A 19751-nucleotide genomic window follows, 5' to 3' on the forward strand; every position below is an offset into this window, starting at 1 on the left:
GACTACCGAGGTCGCCCATGAAAAAATTCCGATTGCCTGGCCTGCTATTGCTTGCCCAGGCCACCACAGCACTGGCTAGCGAAACGCCAACGGTCACTGACGACAAAGGCTTCTGGTACGCCCAGACCAGCATCTACACCCGGCACTTTGCACCCGACCCGCAACACAACAACAAGCAGGACTTGATCGGCCTGGAGCGCAATGAGGCGTCGGGCCTGGTGTATGGCGGGGTGACCTTTCGCAACTCGTTCCGCCAACGCTCGTACTACGCCTATGCGGGCAAGCGCTATGACATGGCCGACTATCCGGTGTATGCGAAGTTGACCGGCGGGCTGATCCAGGGCTATCGCGGCGAGTATCGCGACAAGATCCCATTGAATCGTTTTGGCGTAGCGCCAGTGATCATTCCATCGGTGGGAACGCATTACGGGCCGGTGGCGGCTGAGCTGGTATTGCTCGGGTTCAACGCGGCAATGGTGACGACTGGAGTGCGCTTCTGACACAGCACGGTCGCGGGTGGGAGCTGGCTTGCCTGCTCCCACATTATTCAGCGCAAGGTGTTAGGGCCTTGGGGCGTAGGCAAACACGTCAGCGCGCATCCGGTGAGCATCCATACCGGCGTCGACCAATGCATCCAAGGTGCCATAAATCATCGCCGGTGAGCCGCTGGCGTAGACATGTACCGTGTTGAGGTCGGCAATGTCTTCGCACACCACTTCATGCAGCAAACCGCAGCGCCCTTCCCAGCCACACAGGTCGCTGACCACTTTGTGCAGGAACAGATTGGGCAATTGCAGCCACTGATTCCAGTGCTCGATCTGGTAGAAATCTTCCGGGCGCCGTACGCCCCAATACAGGTGCACCGGGTGCTTGAAGCCCGAAGCGCGGCAGTGCTCGATCAGGCTGTGCATCTGCGCCATACCGGTACCGGCGGCCATCAGCACCAGCGGCCCGTCCGGCAACTCGGCCAGGTGGGTGTCACCGAACGGCAGTTCCACACGAGCCATCTGGTTGCGCTGCAATTGTTCGATCAGGTTGCGCGCACTGTCTTCGCGCACCAGCACATGCAGCTCCAACTCACGCCCGGCATGGGGCGCAGAAGCCAGAGAAAACGCCGACTTTTCGCCGTTCTCCCGTTCGAGCATCAAGTATTGCCCGGCGTGGTAACGCACCGCCTTACCGGCCGGGGCGCGCAGGCGCACACGCCAGACATCGCCGCCGACTTCCACGCACTCGATCAATTGGCATGACAATTTGCGCAACGGCAACTCTCCTGGCGCCAGTACGCCATCCCACAACACAATGCAGTCTTCCAGGGGCTCGGCGATGCAGGTGTAGAACTCACCATGATCGCGCACTTCCCCGGCTTGGCGTACCCGGCCCTCCACCAGCAACGCCGCGCAGACATGGCACACGCCATTGCGACAGGCCTGAGGGCACTCATAGCCCAGGCGACGGGCGCCCTCGAGGATTCGCTCGCCAGGGGCCAGTTCCAGCACAGCACCGGAAGGTTGCAGGGTTACACGCATCAATCTATTCCCAATTCTTTCCAGATCGCATCGACCCGCGCCGTGACGGCTTCATCCTTGACGATCACCCGGCCCCACTCACGCGTGGTTTCGCCCGGCCATTTGTGCGTGGCATCCAGGCCCATCTTTGAGCCAAGGCCCGATACCGGCGACGCGAAGTCGAGGTAGTCGATAGGCGTGTTGTCGATCATCACCGTGTCGCGCTTGGGATCCATGCGCGTGGTGATGGCCCAGATCACGTCGTTCCAGTCCCGGGCATTGATGTCGTCGTCGGTGACGATAACGAACTTGGTGTACATGAACTGTCGCAAAAACGACCACACACCGAGCATTACCCGCTTGGCATGCCCCGGATACGACTTCTTCATGGTGACGATGGCCATGCGATACGAACAGCCCTCGGGCGGCAGGTAGAAGTCGGTGATCTCAGGGAATTGCTTTTGCAGGATCGGCACGAACACTTCGTTGAGCGCCACACCGAGGATGGCCGGCTCATCGGGCGGACGGCCTGTGTAGGTACTGTGGTAGATCGGCTTGACCCGATGGGTGATGCGCTCGACGGTGAACACCGGAAAGCTGTCGACTTCGTTGTAGTAACCGGTGTGGTCGCCGTACGGGCCTTCATCGGCCATTTCACCAGGGTGAATCACGCCTTCAAGAATGATCTCGGCGGTGGCCGGCACTTGCAGGTCGTTACCGCGGCACTTCACCAGCTCCGTGCGATTACCGCGCAACAAGCCGGCGAAGGCGTACTCGGAGAGGCTGTCAGGTACGGGAGTGACGGCACCGAGAATAGTCGCCGGGTCGGCACCCAGGGCCACGGACACCGGGAACGGCTTGCCCGGATGCTTCTCGCACCACTCACGGAAGTCGAGGGCGCCGCCACGGTGGCTGAGCCAGCGCATGATCACTTTGTTACGGCCAATGACTTGCTGACGGTAGATACCGAGGTTCTGGCGATCCTTGTTCGGGCCCTTGGTGACAGTCAAGCCCCAGGTGATCAACGGGCCGACGTCGCCGGGCCAGCAGGTTTGCACCGGGAGCATGGCCAGGTCGACATCATCGCCTTCAATGACCACTTCCTGGCACACCGCGTCCTTGACCACCTTGGGGGCCATGGCGATGATTTTGCGGAAGATCGGCAGTTTGGACCAGGCGTCCTTCAAGCCCTTGGGCGGCTCGGGCTCCTTGAGAAAGGCCAGCAGCTTGCCGATCTCGCGCAGCTCGCTGACGGACTCGGCGCCCATGCCAAAGGCCACGCGCTCGGGAGTACCGAACAGGTTGCCCAGCACCGGGATATCAAAGCCGGTCGGGTTTTCGAACAACAGCGCCGGGCCCTTGTTGCGCAAGGTGCGGTCGCAAATCTCAGTCATTTCCAGCACCGGAGAAATCGGCATCTGGATACGTTTCAACTCTCCGCGCTGCTCAAGTTGCTGCACGAAATCCCGAAGATCCTTGAATTTCATTAACCATGCCACCCGTAAAATAGGCGTACATCCTACCTGCTCTGAGGGCGGCTGGCAGCTTAATTGGCCGTCAATCCACGTGATTGCAACGAACTGAACAACGGTTCCAGGAAGGCTTCGATGTGTCGCGCGCCGACGTCCGAAAGATGGTTATCGTCGGTATACAACGCGCGGCCATTGAGTTCGACCCGGCACAACCCATCGGCGCCGCACAGTAATGGCGCGGGGTCCAGCACCGCGACACCGCTGTCGGCAGCCGCCAATTCATCAAACAATTGCGTGATAAAGGCCTGGCGCTTCACATGCTCGGCCACGGCGAGCCCTTCACCGTCCACGGGCCGGTTCATCATGGCCAGGCGGCTGAGACGGTAAGGCACGATGATTTCCTGCAGCGGCACTTCCTTGACCAACCAGACCTTGTGGCCGGCAGCGCGCAAGTCCCGAATGCGCTCGCGCAGGCCCTGGGCAAAGCGTTGTTCGGCGACGGCACGCACATACTGGCCGGTGCCAGGATCTTTGAGTGCATACTCCTTGTCACCGGACATTTGCCCATACACATACAGGCTCCAGCGGGCGGCCAACACCACATCGCTGAACGTCTGCTCGGCCATGGCCTTCTCGACGCGCCGGTTGAAATGCGCGCAGCGGGCAATATTTTCCAGGCCATCGAGGGGAATACAGCCGGCAAAACTGGCTTCGACCAGGCTGATATCGTGACGATCAGCGCCCTCTTTGAGTGCCGGTATCAGCGCGGTAGCGTGACTGTCACCCCATACCAACGCCGAAACCGATTGGTCTTTCGGGCCGAAATGGCAGAACAAGCGTTCATCGGGCGTATCTTTGTCGGCCATGCACGCCAGCAGGTCAGGGCTCCACTTCTTGGCCTGGGCAAAACGCAACGCCTGTTCGGACAAGCGCGAAGGCACGCCGTCAGCTTCGCGTATCGCAAGGCCAGTGAAGCCCAGCCCCAGAATGCCGACCATGGCTGACGCCAGAATCGCCTTACGCGAAGCCAGCAAACGTTTTTCCCGGAACGGCGTTTCCACGAAGCGCCAGGACAGATAGCCCAGCACCAGCGAAAGCAGCATCAGCCCCCCCAGTTCCAGCGCGCTCAAGCCATCCACCGCGGCGTAGTTGGCGTACACGAATACCGGCCAGTGCCAGAGGTACCAGGAATAAGAGATCAGCCCGATACCCACCATGATCCGCGTGCCCAACAGGCGAGCGACCCAAGTCTGTTGCTGGCCGTTGGCCCAGATCAACCCGACCACACCCAGCACAGGCAACAACGCAGTCGCGCCTGGGAACGGCGTTTTCGCGTCGTAGCCCAGCACAGCGATGAGGATCAATGCCAGGGAAGCCAGGCTGATCCCTTGCGCCAAGGCCCGCGACGCGCGCCACTCACGCTTGGGCTGCACCGCCAGCATCGCACCGGCCAGTAGCTCCCAGGCCCGCAGATGCAACAGGAAGAAAGCTTTCTGTGGCTCATGCTGAACCGCCCAGACGCTCATGCCAAACGACGCCAGCAGCACCGCGAACAATGCCAGGCGCCAGTGCTTCAAACGGCTGGAAAGCAAGGTCAACAGCAATGGGAAGAAAATATAGAACTGCTCTTCTACCGCCAATGACCAGGTATGCAACAGGGGTTTGATGTCTGATGAAGCATCGAAATAGCCGTGCTGGCGCGAGAACAACAGGTTCGAGGTAAAGGTCACCTGATAATGCGCAGACCGCCCCAACTCTTCATAGTCCTTGGGCGCCAACAGAAACCAACCCACTGCCAGTGTCGCCGCGATCATCACAAACAGGGCCGGCAAGATACGCCGGGCACGGCGAGCCCAGAAGTCGATGAAGCTGAAGCGTCCGGCTTGACGCTCACGCCAGATAATTGACGTAATCAGGAAGCCCGAGATGACGAAAAAGACGTCAACGCCAACAAAACCGCCAGTAATGCCAGGGACACCAAAGTGGAACAACACGACTGCAAGGACAGCGATGGCACGCAGGCCATCGATGTCTCTGCGGTAAGCAAGGGTGGTCATAAGAATGTGGTCAGTCTGCGACGAAAGGGATGAGCGAAGTCACGCGTCAATTTTTGTTACTTAACGGATACTTATGCCACAAAAATCGCAGAATCTCGACGCAAAAAAAATGGCGCCCCATTAAGGGCGCCATTTTTTTGGACCTGAAACGCTGTATTACTTGCGTTTCATCGACAGGAAGAACTCGTCGTTGGTCTTGGTGGTTTTCAGCTTGTCGATCAGAAACTCGATGGCAGCGACTTCGTCCATCGGGTGCAGCAGCTTGCGCAGGATCCACATACGCTGCAGTTCGTCGTCTGCGGTCAGCAGCTCTTCGCGGCGGGTGCCGGAGCGGTTGATGTTGATCGCAGGGAACACACGCTTTTCAGCGATGCGACGGTCCAAAGGCAGTTCCATGTTGCCGGTACCCTTGAACTCTTCGTAGATCACTTCGTCCATCTTCGAGCCGGTTTCAACCAGCGCGGTGGCGATAATGGTCAGCGAGCCGCCTTCTTCGATGTTGCGCGCAGCGCCGAAGAAACGCTTTGGTTTTTCCAGGGCGTGGGCATCGACACCACCGGTCAGCACCTTGCCGGAGCTCGGGATCACGGTGTTGTAGGCGCGGGCCAGACGAGTGATGGAGTCGAGCAGGATCACCACGTCTTTCTTGTGTTCGACCAGGCGCTTGGCCTTTTCGATCACCATTTCGGCAACCTGCACGTGGCGGGTTGGCGGCTCATCGAACGTCGAGGCAACCACTTCGCCGCGCACGGTGCGCTGCATCTCGGTCACTTCTTCCGGACGCTCATCGATCAACAGTACGATCAGGTGAACTTCAGGGTTGTTACGTGCGATGTTCGCTGCAATGTTCTGCAGCATGATCGTTTTACCGGCTTTCGGCGGTGCGACGATCAGGCCACGCTGGCCTTTGCCGATTGGAGCGCAGAGGTCAATCACACGACCGGTCAAGTCTTCGGTGGAGCCGTTACCGGCTTCCATCTTCATGCGCACGGTCGGGAACAGCGGCGTCAGGTTCTCGAAGAGAATCTTGTTTTTCGCATTCTCGGGGCGATCGAAGTTGATCGTGTCGACCTTGAGCAGGGCGAAGTAACGCTCGCCTTCCTTCGGAGGACGGATCTTGCCAACGATGGTGTCACCGGTGCGCAAGTTGAAGCGACGGATCTGGCTCGGCGAGACGTAGATATCATCTGGGCCGGCGAGATAGGACGCATCTGCAGAGCGGAGGAAGCCGAAGCCGTCCTGGAGAATCTCCAGCACGCCATCACCGGAGATTTCCTCGCCGCTTTTCGCGTGCTTCTTGAGCAGGGAGAAAATCACGTCCTGCTTGCGCGAACGGGCCATATTTTCTATGCCCATTTCTTCGGCCAGTTGGAGCAGGTCGGTAATCGGCTTTTGCTTGAGTTCAGTCAGATTCATATAGGAATGACGTAATCATTTATGGAGGGGGGAAATTAAGCTTTTGGCTTAATGAGGCCGCGCCGCAGAGAAGGCGACAGGATCGCGTACTAATCGAAAAGGAATGCGTCGGCGACGGCTTGCAGGGGGCAGTGGAGAAACCACTGCGGGGCCGAATGTACCACCTGGATTTCGGAGCGTCTAGCCCTGTTTTACGAAAAAGCCCCGCAATTTGCGGGGCTTTTTTGACGACGCTTAGAGGCTCGCGTCGAGGAAAGCTTGCAACTGGGACTTCGACAGAGCACCCACTTTAGTCGCTTCGACATTGCCGTTCTTGAACAGCATCAGGGTCGGGATACCACGCACGCCATGCTTGGCCGGGGTGTCCTGGTTCTCGTCAATGTTCAGCTTGGCAATGGTCAGCTTGCCTGCGTAGGTGGTTGCAATGTCGTCCAGGACCGGAGCGATCATTTTGCAAGGGCCGCACCATTCAGCCCAGTAGTCAACCAGCACCGGGCCGTCAGCCTTGAGGACTTCGGCTTCAAAGGTCGCGTCGGTGACGTGCTTGATAAGATCGCTGCTCATGGATGTCTCCGGATTGTAAGCAAAAAAAACGTTGCCCATCATAGCCGCCCTTCCCCTGTTCAGGAAGCCGCGTCTGATTGAGTCTTGCTATGAGGTTGAATGAGCGTGGGTATGACTCTGTCACGGCGTGGCGGGCGTCATGAACGCAATGCCCGTGCGCAACGCTGCATTACGTATATGTTCCTGCATGGTTTTCTGCGCCGCCGTACTGTTGCGGCGGGCCAGGGCGCGCAGGATTCTGCGATGTTCCTGCCAGGTTTCCATGGCCCGTTCCGGCCGGATGAACGGTAGCTTCTGACTTTCCAGAAACACCTCGGCGCTGGCGCTCAGGATGCTCACCATGGCCTGGTTACCGCTGGCCAGCAGAATACGCTGATGAAATTCGAAGTCCAGGCGGGCGGCCGCTTCGAAGTCGCCCGCCTTGAGCACTTTGCGCATGGCTTGGACGTTGTCTTGCAGGCTGTCCAGTGCATCGAGGGTCAGTGTCACTGCTGCCAACCCCGCCGCAAACCCCTCCAAGGCGTAGCGCAGTTGGAAGATATCCGGCGGCGTGGCCTGCGCCGCGAAGGGCCAGGCGAACCCCGGTGCCTCTTGCACGTCCTGCACGAACACGCCCTTGCCCGGCTGCACGTTGACCACGCCCAAAGCGCTGAGGGACGACAGCGCCTCACGCAACGACGCCCGGCTCACCCCCAATTGCAGGGCCAGGTCGCGCTGGGATGGCAGCGCGTCGCCCGGCCCAAAGCCTTGCTCCTTGATCAGTTTGCGGATGGCCTGCAAGGCCGCTTCCGGTACGGCTTGGGCAATGGAATTCATAAAAAGCTCAGGGTTCCCGATAGCGTGTGTGACCCGTTGTAAAACTATTCATAGCTGGCTGCAAGCCACGCCCCAAAGGCGCTCGCGGCTTTTTGCAAACGCTCGAAAAGGGTGCGGGAAACCTGACCACTGTTCAGACCAGTAAGACCACTGCACCTCAACAAACATCAGCCTTGCAGACGATCCGAACGGTGCTGGCATGGGCTGTGCACTGGGCAAACTCAGAAAATTCCTTCGCCTTTTTCGGAGAGTTGCCATGACCAAGCGCTACAGCGCCCTGCTCACTGCCCTGTTTGCCAGCCTGATGCTGAGCCAGGCACCCGCCCAGGCGAGTGGTCTGGATGACATCGTCGCCCGTGGCACCCTGAAGGTTGCCGTCCCCCAGGACTTCCCGCCGTTTGGTTCGGTCGGCCCTGACATGCAACCCCGGGGCCTGGACATCGACACCGCCAAGCTGCTGGCCGACCAACTCAAGGTCAAGCTGGAACTGACGCCGGTCAACAGCACCAACCGCATACCGTTCCTCACCACTGGCAAAGTCGACCTGGTTATTTCCAGCCTGGGCAAGAACCCCGAGCGCGCAAAGGTCATCGACTTCTCCAACGCCTACGCGCCGTTCTACCTTGCCGTGTTTGGGCCGCCTGATGCCGCCATCGCCAGCCTCGACGACCTCAAGGGCAAGACCATCAGCGTGACCCGTGGCGCCATCGAAGACATCGAGCTGACCGCGGTAGCGCCCAAGGAAGCCACGATCAAGCGTTTTGAAGACAACAACTCCACCATCGCCGCCTACCTGGCCGGCCAGGTCGACCTGATCGCCAGTGGCAACGTGGTCATGGTGGCCATCAGCGAACGCAACCCCAAGCGCGTACCGGCACTGAAGGTGAAACTCAAGGATTCGCCGGTGTACGTAGGCGTGAACAAGAACGAGCCGGCGCTGCTGGAAAAGGTCAACCAGATCCTGGTGGCAGCCAAGGCTGACGGCAGCCTTGGGAAAAACGCGATGCAGTGGCTCAAAGAACCGCTGCCTGCCGACCTCTGACGCGGAGCTCAAAGATGGCCTATCAATTCGACTTTGTGCCGGTGCTGGCCAATACCGACCTGCTCCTGCGTGGCGCGCTGTTCACCCTTGAGCTGACGGCCATTGGCGCCATCCTCGGCGTGGCCCTGGGCACTGTCGGCGCCGTGGTACGGGCGTGGAAGATCCAACCGTTTGCGTGGGTCTTTGGTGTGTATGTCGAGTTGATCCGCAACACGCCGTTCCTGGTGCAACTGTTCTTCATCTTCTTCGGCCTGCCATCCCTCGGGTTGAAAATTACCGAGTGGCAAGCCGCCGTGCTGGCGATGGTGATCAACCTGGGGGCCTACTCCACCGAGATCATCCGTGCCGGCATCCAGGCCATCCCACGGGGGCAACTGGAGGCGGCCGCGGCACTGGCAATGACGCGCTTTGAAGCGTTTCGCCATGTGGTGCTGCTGCCGGCCCTGGGCAAGGTGTGGCCCGCCCTGAGCAGCCAGATCATCATCGTGATGCTCGGTTCGGCGGTGTGTTCGCAGATTGCGACTGAAGAATTGAGCTTTGCCGCCAACTTTATCCAGTCGCGTAATTTCCGTGCCTTTGAAACCTATGCCCTGACCACCCTGGTGTACCTGTGCATGGCGCTGATGATTCGCCAATTGCTCAACTGGATCGGCCGACGGTTTGTCATGAGGAACAGCCGATGAGTGATTTTTCGTTCTGGGACATTGTGCGCAACCTGCTGACCGGCCTGCAATGGACGCTGTTGCTGTCATTGGTGGCGTTTGTGGGCGGCGGCCTGATCGGCTTATTGGTGATGACCCTGCGCATCAGCCGCAAAGCGTTCTCACGCAATATGGCCCGCACCTATATCGAACTGTTCCAGGGCACGCCACTGCTGATGCAGCTGTTCCTGGTGTTTTTCGGCGTTGCCCTGCTTGGCGTGGACATATCGCCCTGGCTGGCAGCGGCAATTGCCTTGACCCTGTTTACCAGTGCCTACCTGGCTGAAATATGGCGCGGTTGCGTCGATTCCATTGCCCACGGCCAATGGGAAGCCTCGGCCAGCCTGGCCCTCAACCCGCTTGAACAACTGCGCTATGTGATCCTGCCCCAGGCGCTGCGCATTGCTGTCGCGCCGACGGTGGGCTTTTCGGTGCAGGTGGTCAAAGGCACCGCCGTGACCTCGATCATCGGCTTCACCGAACTGACCAAGACGGGCGGCATGCTCGCCAACGCCACCTTTGAACCCTTCATGGTCTACGGCCTGGTGGCCCTCGGTTACTTTTTGCTCTGTTACCCCTTGTCCCTCAGTGCGCGCTACCTGGAAAGGAGACTGCATGCCTCTGCTTAGAATTTCTGCCCTGCATAAGTATTACGGCGATCACCACGTACTCAAGGGCATCGACTTGACGGTGGACGAAGGCCAGGTGGTCGCGATCATCGGCCGCAGCGGCTCGGGCAAGTCCACCTTGCTGCGCACCCTCAATGGCCTGGAGTCGATCAACGACGGTGTAATCGAAGTCGATGGCGAATACCTCGACGCGGCCCGCGCCGACCTGCGCAGCCTGCGGCAGAAGGTCGGCATGGTGTTCCAGCAATTCAATCTGTTCCCGCACCTGACCGTGGGCGAGAACGTGATGCTGGCGCCGCAAGTGGTGCAGAAAGTGCCCAAGGCCAAGGCCGCCCAACTGGCCAGGCAGATGCTGGACCGGGTCGGGCTGGGCGAAAAATTCGACGCCTTTCCCGATCGCCTGTCCGGCGGCCAGCAACAGCGCGTCGCCATTGCCCGCGCCCTGGCCATGTCGCCCAAGGTGCTGCTGTGCGACGAGATCACTTCAGCCCTGGACCCCGAACTGGTCAATGAAGTGCTGAGCGTGGTGCGCCAACTGGCTCAGGACGGCATGACCCTGATCATGGTGACTCACGAAATGCGTTTTGCCCGTGAGGTCGGCGACAAGCTCGTGTTCATGCACCAGGGCAAGGTACATGAAACCGGTGACCCGAAGGTATTGTTCGCCAACCCGAAAACGGCCGAGCTGGCTAACTTCATTGGCTCGGTGGAACAGCCGGGCTAACCAGTTCGAAACGGCCCTGCCCTTCAAGGTGGGCCTGCGTGCGTACCATCAACGCGTCGAAGGGCAGTTCGGTGTCGATATCGACCTGGGCGGTGAGCCTGCGCCCTGTCACCGGCACACCTGAGACTCGCGCAATCAAGGCCTGGCCGGGTAACAACTGGCCGCTGGCCGACTCATCAGGTGCTTGAGCAGACGACCAGCCGACTGCTCGCCCGTCGACCTGGGCATGCTTGAGACGCAAGCGCAAACGCCCCTCACGACCAAACCGAAACCCTTGCCCATCGGCAGGCGCTGCGACAAAACGCAGGGCCATTGCCGCCGGCTCCGCGCAGAGCACGGTCATGCTGAACGTGCGGGTAGCCAGCACCACAGCGGCATTTTCAACCACTGCATCCCGGTATATCGGCCCATAGTCGATGCGCGACTGGCTCAGCGATAGCCGACAGTTTTCAGCTTGCGCATCAAGTGCTGCCAGCAACATGCATAACAGGGCCAAGGGCAGGCTTGCACGCTTAACTACCCTGGCACACAGCCGATACCGCTTCATAGAATTTGTCATTGTCAGGCTTGGCCTCGGGGTCGATGTGCAACAGGCAAGTGGAAGAGTCCGGCAATGAAACTTTCAGGCTTTGCGACTCGGAGACGTCGTTGAGGAAAATCATGCCCTCGCCCACCACACTGGTGATGAAGCGATTGCCCTTGCCCAAGACCGAGGCGCCCTGAGGCAATGGTCGGCCGTGCTGATCGTTGGCGGTTACCAGCATCCGGCGTACTTTCACCACGTCAAAATCCACGTTATTGAACGAGCCTCGGCCTGCCGCAAGGACCTGGGTGCCGTTTTTCAGGTCCACCCGTTTGGGCAAGGAAGGGGTCTGCACCTGGACGCGGCTGTTGGTGTAGGCCGGCAAGCCGGCGATTACCGCCTGGCCGCTGAAGTCGGTCCATACCGGGCCTTGTGGCGTCTCGACTTTCGCCGAGCCGATATCGCCGACCGAGACGATGCCGAACGTGTCCTGCACGCTGTAGGGCGAAAAGGTCAGCCCGCCTTCGTGAGCCACCGCACCACCCTGCCATTGGCCGGTGTAGCTGGTGCCCAGCGGGTCACGACTAACGCCCAGGCCCAATCGCGTATAGCGTGGCAACAAGTCCACTTGCCCACGCAACGATTGCTCCCTGGCCCGCATGTCACGCTCAACTCCCACTTCGTAGTTCACATACTCGTTGACCCGCTCGCTCAGTGCAGTGCCAGCGGTAAATTGCTCCCCACGGCGGCTGGTGTAGCTGCTCACACGGCGATCGCCGCCCAGCGGCACGCTGACCTGCAACCGCAGGGACACATCGTTATCCACGGCACGATCACGCCGGCTGCCTGTATAGGTGGCGTCACGGCCAGCCCGTGAACCCCCTACCTGTGAATCAGCGATCAGCGCCACATCGGCATGGCCAAACGACTTGTTCCATGAGGCAAACACATGCTCGCTGGTTTGCCCGCCAAACTGAGCGCTGCGGGTGTAATTCAAAGAAAATACGCCCAGCGTGGGGTCGGCCCAGCTCACGCCCGCGGTGTACTGGTTTTTAAAGTGGGAATCGAGATCATCGGCCCTGAGCGACTGGCCCACTTCAGTGACTTCACGGTAACCACGCGTCTGGGTAGTGGCGCTGAGGTTGACGTCGATATTGGCCCCGACCGGGCTGCTCAGTGACAGGCTGCTGCGTGAGCCGGACACGGCTTTCTGGCTGTCCCGGGACAGGTTATGGCGTGCGTTGACAGAAACCCGCTGGAAAAACACGCTGCTCAGGGTGCCCCCTGCCGCCCAATAGTCATCGGTACTCAACAAGCCAAAACCCGCAGACGAGTGGCTCCCCAGCCCCCAGGTACCACTGCCCATGGCGATCACCGGTGAAGGCCCTTCCTCACCCGCCGTTCTGCGCAACTCGCCCACCGACAAATAGTATCCAGGCGCCGCCGGGGTAGCCCCCGCGAACGATGCCGCCGGCACCACGAAACTGCGCTTGGCACCCCGCACGTCAATCACACTGACCTCAAGGTCGCTGGTGGTGTTAAGCAGGGGCAAGCCCGTCAGCCGGAACGGTCCTTCAGGCACCAACGTACTGTGGACCAACACACCGGACTGGCGTATTTCGACCCGCGATTGGCTTTGGGCCAACCCCTCGACCACTGCGTTATTGCCGCCTGCGGGTGTTCTGGCCTGCCCATCGGGGGAGAACTGCACGCCCGACAGTTGGATCCCGCCAAACAACGGGTTATTGCTGGAGATCTGGCCTGCCTGGAACGTCGACTGCAACCCGGCGATATCCCGCTGGGCATAAGCGTGCAAGTGTTCGGTACGGGTCTGGCCGTTGTCAGACACATAGAACTGGCGGCTGCGGACAATCCAGTCGTCGAGGTTGAAGCCCGCCTCTGTATAAGCCGACACGAACCGGCTGGGCCCACTGCGCAAATGGCTGTCGTAACCCAGCACGTCATAGTTGAACAACGCTGCCGCGCCGCCGTGGGAAAAATTCCCGCTTTCCCACTGGGGTTCGCGCAAGGCCTGGGTCGGCACCACCAGCACCACTTCGTCGTTGCCGGGGCGCAGCCGCACCATCGTCGCCGGGAATGCGCCGAGAAAGTCATGGCAGGCCTGGTCGGGCCTGGCGCCGGGCTGCAGGATTGTGCCGGGTTTAACCAGCCCGGCCTTCTCAAGTAAACCTGGGGTGAAACACAACTCACCCTGCGAACCAAACCGGGCATCCACCCGCCCAAGCGGGTTGCCATTGACCCGCAACCCCACCACCTGGACACCTTCGCGAAAGCGCGCCGCACTGCGAAAGTAATCGGCAACCTTGGGGTCTATGCCGTGGGCTGTGAGGGCCGCCAGGTCAAACCCTTCCCCGAGTTCCAGCGCGGTCGCCATACCAGGCAGACTCCAGAGCGCCGCAAAGCCGATGGATAACGTGGATCGACCAGGCCAGGCAGTACCGGCAATGTCGCGCCTCGAAGGAACCCTCATGAACCGATCAACCTTCATCGGTGATGACCGGCGCTCGGTAGCTGTCTACCGAAAACCCGTAGACCGTGGCGGGCTGGATCTCTACTTGAGCCACATTGCCCAGAGTACCTTCGCCCTTCGCCACCAATGCCTCACCCGGCAAGATGTAAGTGCGCGGCAATGTCGCCAGTGTGCCTTGTGGCAGCAGTTGCACATCTGGCGCCAGGCGCACCACATAGGCGCTGTCGTTGTGGACGCTGAGCCGGTCCCCGACGCGCTTCCACGTCAACAATTCCCACGGCGTATGGTGTCGCGGCAGGCCTTGGGGGTGCAGGATCAGCGGCAAATTCTGCCGCAGGGTGATGCCAATGGTTGCACCACCCGCAGCCCGCGCCTGGGGGATGCCCTCAAACGACACGCGCTTGAGCCGCTGGGTCTTGAGCGGCTGTTTCAGGGTGCTGATAAAACGCACCAGCTGGGTGTCGCCTGCCTCCACACGGGTAACTGGCGGTGTGACAATCAGTAGCGGCTCCAGGTCTTCAGGCACATTCTCAACCACGGAATGCAGCAGCGCGGGCCCCGCATCGGTGTTCTTGATACTCAGGGTGGCTTCGCCGTCCTCTTCATAAAGCACCACCACTGTTGTTTCCGGCAACATACCGTCGGCGGTGGCAACAGCACTAAAAAAAAGATGCCACAGCCATACACAACTTATTAAAAAACCACGCACTCAGTATTCCCCTCAACTCATGCCATTGACGATTGGCAATCGCGCAGCCATAGAAAAACAGCCAATAAGAAAGGGTTAGTTTCTTGATCGGCTGCTTTCAGTTATTTAGATGTAACTCAATACAAGCGTGGCGCGCCCATCAATGGAAATGTCGCGGCTTAAATCCAGATCCCGAGCCTTGTTGATTACCGCTTTCACCGCGAGCGTACCGGTCAATTGGCTGATAGCGGCAGGGGTAATCGTCGTGCCATTACGCCAAGAGTACTGGCTCGGCGACTGGGCCACTTTGCCATCGCTGTTGTACCAGGCCCCCAGGCCGCTGCGCATGATCGGAAACAGCGTTGTGCCGGAGGACCTGAGGTCCTTGAGAGTCACCGAATAGCCACCGGTACGCCGGGCGCCTACCATACCCAAACCATAGTTCTGTGCTTCGGTGAAGCCCGCGCCGAGGATGCCCGTCACCTTGCTGCCCGCTTGCAGGTCGGTAAACGTGAGCCCGAACCTGGCAGGCGTGGTGCCGCAATTGATCACCAGCGAAGTGGTCCTCTCTTCGCGCGGGTTAAACGCTGTTTGGGACAATTCGCCCGAGCGAATCGTGCCGTAGTCGATGATGCCACTGCCCGCCAGGCTGAGGTTGCAGGCAGCAGGTGTAATGGTGCCCCTGACGACCAACTGCGCACTGGTGGTTGCCTGGGCATTGAGGGTTGCAGCCAGGCACACCATACCGACGGTTAATCCAATAATTTTTTTCATGCTCGTCCTGTCATTAGGAATTAACAGGCGTTCTTTATTTTGGTTTTAGCGACTCCGTCGCTCAACGCTTTATCTTCCGTAACACAAAACTATAAATAAATAACACCCAGGCAGAATTGCCGAATGACAGTCTGGCGCCTTGGTGCCTGGCAAAAAAATCAGACAACACGGTATTTGCTGTGGGCCGTATTAAATTAGGCAACGGTTTTAATCGATCAGCAAAGTAGTCCTCTGACTGAAATCGCATGATCTACAGCCCCGATCACTGTAAGCAATGTCATACACAACTTACGACGACATACAGTTAAAACGCCTCACGGTATCGGATTACCTATTCGTTTAAAGCTTGCGAAGCTGCCCTACACTTCCCAGAGATTTCCCTACAGACAGCATCGGTCCAATTACCGAAGCACAACGCGTTGGCGTCAGCGGTCGATCGTGGCACGATGGCAAGGTTATCGACCGAGATCCTCAAACCATGCCGCAATCCCAAGCCAAGAATCTGTCCTTGATCGCCGCCATCGACCTGGGCTCCAACAGCTTTCATATGGTCGTGGCCAAGGCCCAGAACGGTGAGATCCGCATCCTTGAGCGGCTCGGCGAAAAAGTGCAACTGGCCGCCGGGATCGACGACGAGCGCAAGCTCAATGAAGAATCCATGCAGCGCGGCCTCGATTGCCTCAAGCGTTTTGCGCAACTGATCAACGGCATGCCCCCTGGCGCAGTGCGTATCGTTGGCACCAATGCCTTGCGCGAGGCCCGCAACCGCAACGAGTTCATCCATCGCGCCGAGGAAATCCTCGGGCATCCGGTGGAGGTCATCTCGGGCCGTGAAGAGGCTCGCCTGATCTACCTCGGCGTGTCACACACACTGGCCGATACGCCCGGCAAACGCCTGGTGGCAGACATTGGCGGCGGTAGCACCGAGTTCATCATCGGCCAGCGTTTCGAACCGCTGCTGCGTGAAAGCCTGCAGATGGGATGCGTGAGTTTCACCCAGCGTTATTTCAAGGATGGCAAGATCACTCCGGCGCGCTATGCCCAGGCCTACACCGCAGCGCGTCTGGAAATCATGAGCATCGAACACGCCTTGCACCGACTGACCTGGGATGAAGCCATCGGCTCGTCCGGCACCATCCGTGCCATCGGCCTGGCCTTGAAAGCCGGTGGCCATGGCACCGGCGAGGTGAACGCCGAGGGCTTGGCGTGGCTCAAGCGCAAGTTGTTCAAGCTGGGGGATGCAGAGAAAATCGACTTCGATGGCATCAAGCCCGACCGCCGTGCGATTTTCCCTGCGGGCCTGGCAATTCTCGAAGCCATCTTCGACGCCCTCGAACTGCAACGCATGGACCACTGTGACGGCGCCCTGCGCGAAGGCGTGCTCTACGACCTGCTGGGCCGGCACCACCACGAAGACGTGCGCGAGCGCACCCTCAGCTCGCTGATGGAGCGTTATCACGTTGACCTGGAACAAGCCGCACGCGTGGAGCGCAAAGCCCTGCACGCGTTCGACCAGGTGGCCGAGGACTGGGACCTGGAAGACGGCGTCTGGCGCGAGTTACTCGGCTGGGCAGCCAAGGTGCATGAAGTCGGCCTGGACATCGCCCACTACCATTATCACAAGCACGGCGCCTACCTGATCGAACACTCGGACCTGGCCGGTTTCTCCCGGGAAGACCAACAGATGCTCGCGCTGCTGGTACGCGGCCATCGCCGTAATATTCCCAAGGACAAGTTTGCCGAATTCGGTAAAGACGGCATCAAGCTGATCCGCCTGTGCGCGCTGCTGCGCTTTGCGATCCTGTTCCACCACATCCGCGGCACCCAGGAAATGCCCCAGGTCAAACTGCACGCCGATGGCGATAGCCTGGAAGTGATGTTCCCCAAAGGCTGGCTGGATGAAAATCAGCTGACCCAGGCGGACTTCGCCCAGGAAGCGGAATGGCTGACACGGGTGGGGTTCAGCCTGAACCTGCGCTAAAGCCCACTGCAAAACAAATGTGGGAGCGGGCTTGCCCGCGAATGCAGTGGATCAGTCACCAGATGCATTGACTGACACACCGCATTCGCGAGCAAGCCCGCTCCCACATGGAGTTGCGTATGCCTGGGCTAGTTCACCGTCAGAATCGGGCTACCCAACTTCTCCAATAATGTCGCCTGCGCGCTGCGCGGGTTCTGGTTGCCGGTCGGGGTGTTGCGTACATAACGCCCGTCCGACTGCAGGCTCCAGCTGTGGGTGTTGTCGGTGAGGTAGCTTTCCAGCTCCTTCTTGACCCGCATGATCAGCTTCTTGCCTTCCACCGGGAAGCAGGTCTCCACGCGCTTGTCGAGGTTGCGCTCCATCCAGTCGGCACTGGAGAGGAACATCTGTTCTTCGCCGCCGTTAAGGAAGTAGAACACGCGGGTGTGCTCCAGGAAGCGGCCGATGATCGAGCGCACATGGATGTTATGCGACACGCCCACAATGCCGGGGCGCAGGCAGCACATGCCACGTACCACCAGGTCGATGCGCACACCGGACTGGCTGGCCTTGTACAGAGCACGGATGATCTTCGGATCGGTCAGCGAGTTGAACTTGGCGATGATGTGCGCCGGCTTGCCATCGAGGGCAAACTGGGTCTCGCGGGCAATCATGTCGAGCATGCCCTTCTTGAGCGTGAACGGCGCGTGCAACAGCTTCTTCATGCGTAGGGTCTTGCCCATGCCGATCAACTGGCTGAACAACTTGCCGACGTCTTCGCACAGCGCGTCGTCGGACGTCAGCAAGCTGTAGTCGGTGTAGAGCTTGGCGTTGCCGGCGTGATAGTTACCGGTACCCAAGTGGGCGTAGCGCACGATCTCACCGGCTTCACGGCGCAGGATCAGCATCATCTTGGCGTGGGTCTTGAAGCCGACCACGCCGTAGATCACCACCGCACCGGCCGCTTGCAGACGGCTGGCCAGTTGCAGGTTGGACTCTTCGTCGAAACGCGCACGCAACTCGATCACCGCAGTGACTTCTTTGCCATTACGCGCCGCATCCACCAGCGCATCGACGATTTCCGAGTTCGCGCCGCTGCGGTACAGGGTCTGGCGCACGGCCAGGACGTGCGGGTCCTTGGCAGCCTGGCGCAGCAGGTCGACCACCGGGGTGAACGACTCGAAAGGGTGCAGCAGCAGGATGTCCTGCTTGCTCACCACGCTGAAGATGTTCTCGCTGTTTTGCAAAAGTTTCGGGATCTGCGGCGTGAACGGCTTGTATTGCAGCTCCGGGTGGCTGTCCAGGCCGGTAATGCTGAACAGGCGCGTGAGGTTCACAGGGCCGTTGACCTGGTACAGCTCCGATTCTGCCAAGTTGAACTGCTTGAGCAGGTAGTCCGACAGATGTTTCGGGCAGGTGTCCGCCACTTCCAGGCGCACCGCATCGCCATAGCGCCGTGAGAACAGTTCGCCGCGCAGGGCACGTGCCAGGTCTTCAACGTCTTCGGAGTCCAGCGCCAGGTCGGCGTTACGGGTCAGGCGGAACTGGTAGCAGCCCTTGACCTTCATGCCCTGGAACAGGTCGTCGGCGTGCGCGTGAATCATCGATGACAGGAATACATAGTTGTCGCCAGCGCCCCCTACCTCTTCCGGTACCTTGATGATCCGAGGCAACAGACGCGGCGCCGGGATGATCGCCAGGCCCGAATCGCGGCCGAAAGCGTCGATACCTTCGAGTTCGACGATGAAGTTGAGGCTCTTGTTCACCAGCAAGGGGAACGGGTGCGTCGGGTCGAGGCCGATAGGCGTGATGATCGGCGAAATCTCGTCCCGGAAGTAACGGCGCACCCAGGTCTTGATCTTGGCGGTCCAGTGACGACGACGAATGAAGCGGACTTGGTGCTTTTCCAGCTCCGGCAGCAGGATGTCGTTGAGGATCGCATACTGGCGGTCTACATGGCCGTGCACCAGCTCACTGATACGCGCCAGGGCCTGGTGCGGTTGCAGGCCATCGGCACCGGCTTGTTCACGGGCAAAGGTGATCTGCTTCTTGAGGCCGGCAACACGGATCTCGAAGAACTCGTCCAGGTTACTGGAGAAGATCAGCAGGAATTTCAGCCGCTCCAGCAAGGGGTAGGACTCATCCAGCGCCTGCTCAAGCACGCGGATGTTGAATTGCAGTTGTGACAACTCGCGGTGGATGTACAGGCTGCTGTCATCCAGGTTGGTGACCACGGCCACCGGCGCCGGCGCAGGCGCTTCGGCCACCACCGCAGGCGGTGCGGGCTCCAGCTCCGGCGGGGTCTGGGCGACTTGTTCAACCACCGGGTGAGCGTCTTTTACGGCAACTTCTGAGAGTCCTTCGGTATTCATCGAGTGTTCCTGTG

General features: G+C 59.8%; 17 protein-coding genes. 6 read left to right on the forward strand and 11 right to left on the reverse strand.

Annotated elements, in window-relative coordinates; all coding sequences use genetic code 11:
• Nucleotides 1-17 precede the first annotated feature (17 nt).
• Nucleotides 18-500: a hypothetical protein gene (locus RHM69_RS19800; protein WP_014720418.1), complete on the forward strand. Its 483-nt coding sequence runs from the start codon at nt 18-20 to the stop codon at nt 498-500.
• Between the two features lie 60 nt (nt 501-560).
• Here the strand turns inward: RHM69_RS19800 and RHM69_RS19805 are convergent, their stop codons facing one another.
• The 6 genes from RHM69_RS19805 to RHM69_RS19830 form a co-directional block, all read right to left on the reverse strand.
• The gene (locus RHM69_RS19805; protein WP_060766870.1) at nt 561-1529 is read right to left on the reverse strand and encodes a CDP-6-deoxy-delta-3,4-glucoseen reductase; all 969 of its coding nucleotides are present in this window, start codon (nt 1527-1529) and stop codon (nt 561-563) included.
• Nucleotides 1529-2995 (reverse strand): 4-hydroxy-3-polyprenylbenzoate decarboxylase, encoded by a 1467-nt coding sequence (gene ubiD, locus RHM69_RS19810; RefSeq protein ID WP_003195329.1) that lies wholly within the window; start codon nt 2993-2995, stop codon nt 1529-1531. The genes RHM69_RS19805 and ubiD overlap by 1 nt, the downstream gene beginning before the upstream one ends.
• 59 nt (nt 2996-3054) lie before the next feature.
• Nucleotides 3055-5037: an acyltransferase family protein gene (locus RHM69_RS19815; RefSeq protein WP_200599440.1), complete on the reverse strand. Its 1983-nt coding sequence runs from the start codon at nt 5035-5037 to the stop codon at nt 3055-3057.
• Nucleotides 5038-5193: 156 nt separating this feature from the next.
• A complete protein-coding gene (rho, locus tag RHM69_RS19820) occupies nt 5194-6453 on the reverse strand; it encodes a transcription termination factor Rho (protein ID WP_003176825.1) in 1260 nt (419 codons plus the stop codon).
• Between the two features lie 234 nt (nt 6454-6687).
• Nucleotides 6688-7017: a thioredoxin TrxA gene (gene trxA, locus RHM69_RS19825; RefSeq protein ID WP_014720421.1), complete on the reverse strand. Its 330-nt coding sequence runs from the start codon at nt 7015-7017 to the stop codon at nt 6688-6690.
• A gap of 120 nt (nt 7018-7137) precedes the next feature.
• Complete coding sequence (locus RHM69_RS19830; RefSeq protein WP_014720422.1) at nt 7138-7833, reverse strand: FadR/GntR family transcriptional regulator; 696 nt, start codon at nt 7831-7833, stop codon at nt 7138-7140.
• 256 nt (nt 7834-8089) lie between these two features.
• Between RHM69_RS19830 and RHM69_RS19835 the strand changes: the two genes are divergently transcribed.
• Genes RHM69_RS19835 through RHM69_RS19850 form a run of 4 tightly spaced genes read left to right on the forward strand, consistent with a single transcriptional unit; the run spans nt 8090 to nt 10929 of the window.
• Nucleotides 8090-8875, forward strand: a complete 786-nt coding sequence (locus RHM69_RS19835) for a transporter substrate-binding domain-containing protein (RefSeq protein WP_014720423.1) — start codon at nt 8090-8092, stop codon at nt 8873-8875.
• Nucleotides 8876-8889: 14 nt separating this feature from the next.
• Nucleotides 8890-9558 carry an amino acid ABC transporter permease gene (locus RHM69_RS19840; RefSeq protein WP_014720424.1) on the forward strand — a complete coding sequence of 223 codons (669 nt, stop codon included), beginning with the start codon at nt 8890-8892 and terminating at the stop codon, nt 9556-9558.
• The gene (locus RHM69_RS19845; protein ID WP_020301810.1) at nt 9555-10205 is read left to right on the forward strand and encodes an amino acid ABC transporter permease; all 651 of its coding nucleotides are present in this window, start codon (nt 9555-9557) and stop codon (nt 10203-10205) included. The genes RHM69_RS19840 and RHM69_RS19845 overlap by 4 nt, the downstream gene beginning before the upstream one ends.
• Complete coding sequence (locus tag RHM69_RS19850) at nt 10192-10929, forward strand: amino acid ABC transporter ATP-binding protein (RefSeq protein WP_032902243.1); 738 nt, start codon at nt 10192-10194, stop codon at nt 10927-10929. The genes RHM69_RS19845 and RHM69_RS19850 overlap by 14 nt, the downstream gene beginning before the upstream one ends.
• Here the strand turns inward: RHM69_RS19850 and RHM69_RS19855 are convergent.
• The 4 genes from RHM69_RS19855 to RHM69_RS19870 form a co-directional block, all read right to left on the reverse strand.
• Nucleotides 10901-11410, reverse strand: a complete 510-nt coding sequence (locus RHM69_RS19855) for a hypothetical protein (RefSeq protein ID WP_050587221.1) — start codon at nt 11408-11410, stop codon at nt 10901-10903. The genes RHM69_RS19850 and RHM69_RS19855 overlap by 29 nt on opposite strands.
• Before the next feature lie 31 nt (nt 11411-11441).
• Nucleotides 11442-13943, reverse strand: coding sequence for a fimbria/pilus outer membrane usher protein (locus RHM69_RS19860; protein ID WP_200599438.1), 2502 nt, complete (start codon nt 13941-13943; stop codon nt 11442-11444).
• A gap of 7 nt (nt 13944-13950) precedes the next feature.
• Nucleotides 13951-14637, reverse strand: a complete 687-nt coding sequence (locus tag RHM69_RS19865) for a fimbria/pilus chaperone family protein (RefSeq protein WP_093114399.1) — start codon at nt 14635-14637, stop codon at nt 13951-13953.
• A 120-nt stretch (nt 14638-14757) separates the two neighbouring features.
• Nucleotides 14758-15405 (reverse strand): DUF1120 domain-containing protein, encoded by a 648-nt coding sequence (locus RHM69_RS19870; protein ID WP_014720430.1) that lies wholly within the window; start codon nt 15403-15405, stop codon nt 14758-14760.
• Nucleotides 15406-15883: 478 nt separating this feature from the next.
• Between RHM69_RS19870 and ppx the strand changes: the two genes are divergently transcribed.
• Complete coding sequence (gene ppx, locus RHM69_RS19875) at nt 15884-17386, forward strand: exopolyphosphatase (protein ID WP_003195352.1); 1503 nt, start codon at nt 15884-15886, stop codon at nt 17384-17386.
• 128 nt (nt 17387-17514) lie between these two features.
• Here the strand turns inward: ppx and ppk1 are convergent, their stop codons facing one another.
• Nucleotides 17515-19737 carry a polyphosphate kinase 1 gene (gene ppk1, locus RHM69_RS19880; RefSeq protein ID WP_014720431.1) on the reverse strand — a complete coding sequence of 741 codons (2223 nt, stop codon included), beginning with the start codon at nt 19735-19737 and terminating at the stop codon, nt 17515-17517.
• Nucleotides 19738-19751: the final 14 nt, after the last annotated feature.

The organism is Pseudomonas sp. CCI1.1, assembly GCF_034348165.1.
Lineage (GTDB): Bacteria > Pseudomonadota > Gammaproteobacteria > Pseudomonadales > Pseudomonadaceae > Aquipseudomonas > Aquipseudomonas paracarnis.

Coding starts and splice junctions, on each gene's coding strand:
- RHM69_RS19800 (WP_014720418.1), top strand. CDS start 18: ATGAAAAAATTCCGATTGCCTGGCCTGCTATTGCTTGCCCAGGCCACC.
- ppk1 (WP_014720431.1), bottom strand. CDS start 19,737: ATGAATACCGAAGGACTCTCAGAAGTTGCCGTAAAAGACGCTCACCCG.
- rho (WP_003176825.1), bottom strand. CDS start 6,453: ATGAATCTGACTGAACTCAAGCAAAAGCCGATTACCGACCTGCTCCAA.
- ubiD (WP_003195329.1), bottom strand. CDS start 2,995: ATGAAATTCAAGGATCTTCGGGATTTCGTGCAGCAACTTGAGCAGCGC.
- RHM69_RS19840 (WP_014720424.1), top strand. CDS start 8,890: ATGGCCTATCAATTCGACTTTGTGCCGGTGCTGGCCAATACCGACCTG.
- RHM69_RS19815 (WP_200599440.1), bottom strand. CDS start 5,037: ATGACCACCCTTGCTTACCGCAGAGACATCGATGGCCTGCGTGCCATC.
- RHM69_RS19805 (WP_060766870.1), bottom strand. CDS start 1,529: ATGCGTGTAACCCTGCAACCTTCCGGTGCTGTGCTGGAACTGGCCCCT.
- trxA (WP_014720421.1), bottom strand. CDS start 7,017: ATGAGCAGCGATCTTATCAAGCACGTCACCGACGCGACCTTTGAAGCC.
- RHM69_RS19860 (WP_200599438.1), bottom strand. CDS start 13,943: ATGAGGGTTCCTTCGAGGCGCGACATTGCCGGTACTGCCTGGCCTGGT.
- RHM69_RS19850 (WP_032902243.1), top strand. CDS start 10,192: ATGCCTCTGCTTAGAATTTCTGCCCTGCATAAGTATTACGGCGATCAC.
- RHM69_RS19835 (WP_014720423.1), top strand. CDS start 8,090: ATGACCAAGCGCTACAGCGCCCTGCTCACTGCCCTGTTTGCCAGCCTG.
- ppx (WP_003195352.1), top strand. CDS start 15,884: ATGCCGCAATCCCAAGCCAAGAATCTGTCCTTGATCGCCGCCATCGAC.
- RHM69_RS19845 (WP_020301810.1), top strand. CDS start 9,555: ATGAGTGATTTTTCGTTCTGGGACATTGTGCGCAACCTGCTGACCGGC.
- RHM69_RS19830 (WP_014720422.1), bottom strand. CDS start 7,833: ATGAATTCCATTGCCCAAGCCGTACCGGAAGCGGCCTTGCAGGCCATC.
- RHM69_RS19870 (WP_014720430.1), bottom strand. CDS start 15,405: ATGAAAAAAATTATTGGATTAACCGTCGGTATGGTGTGCCTGGCTGCA.
- RHM69_RS19855 (WP_050587221.1), bottom strand. CDS start 11,410: ATGTTGCTGGCAGCACTTGATGCGCAAGCTGAAAACTGTCGGCTATCG.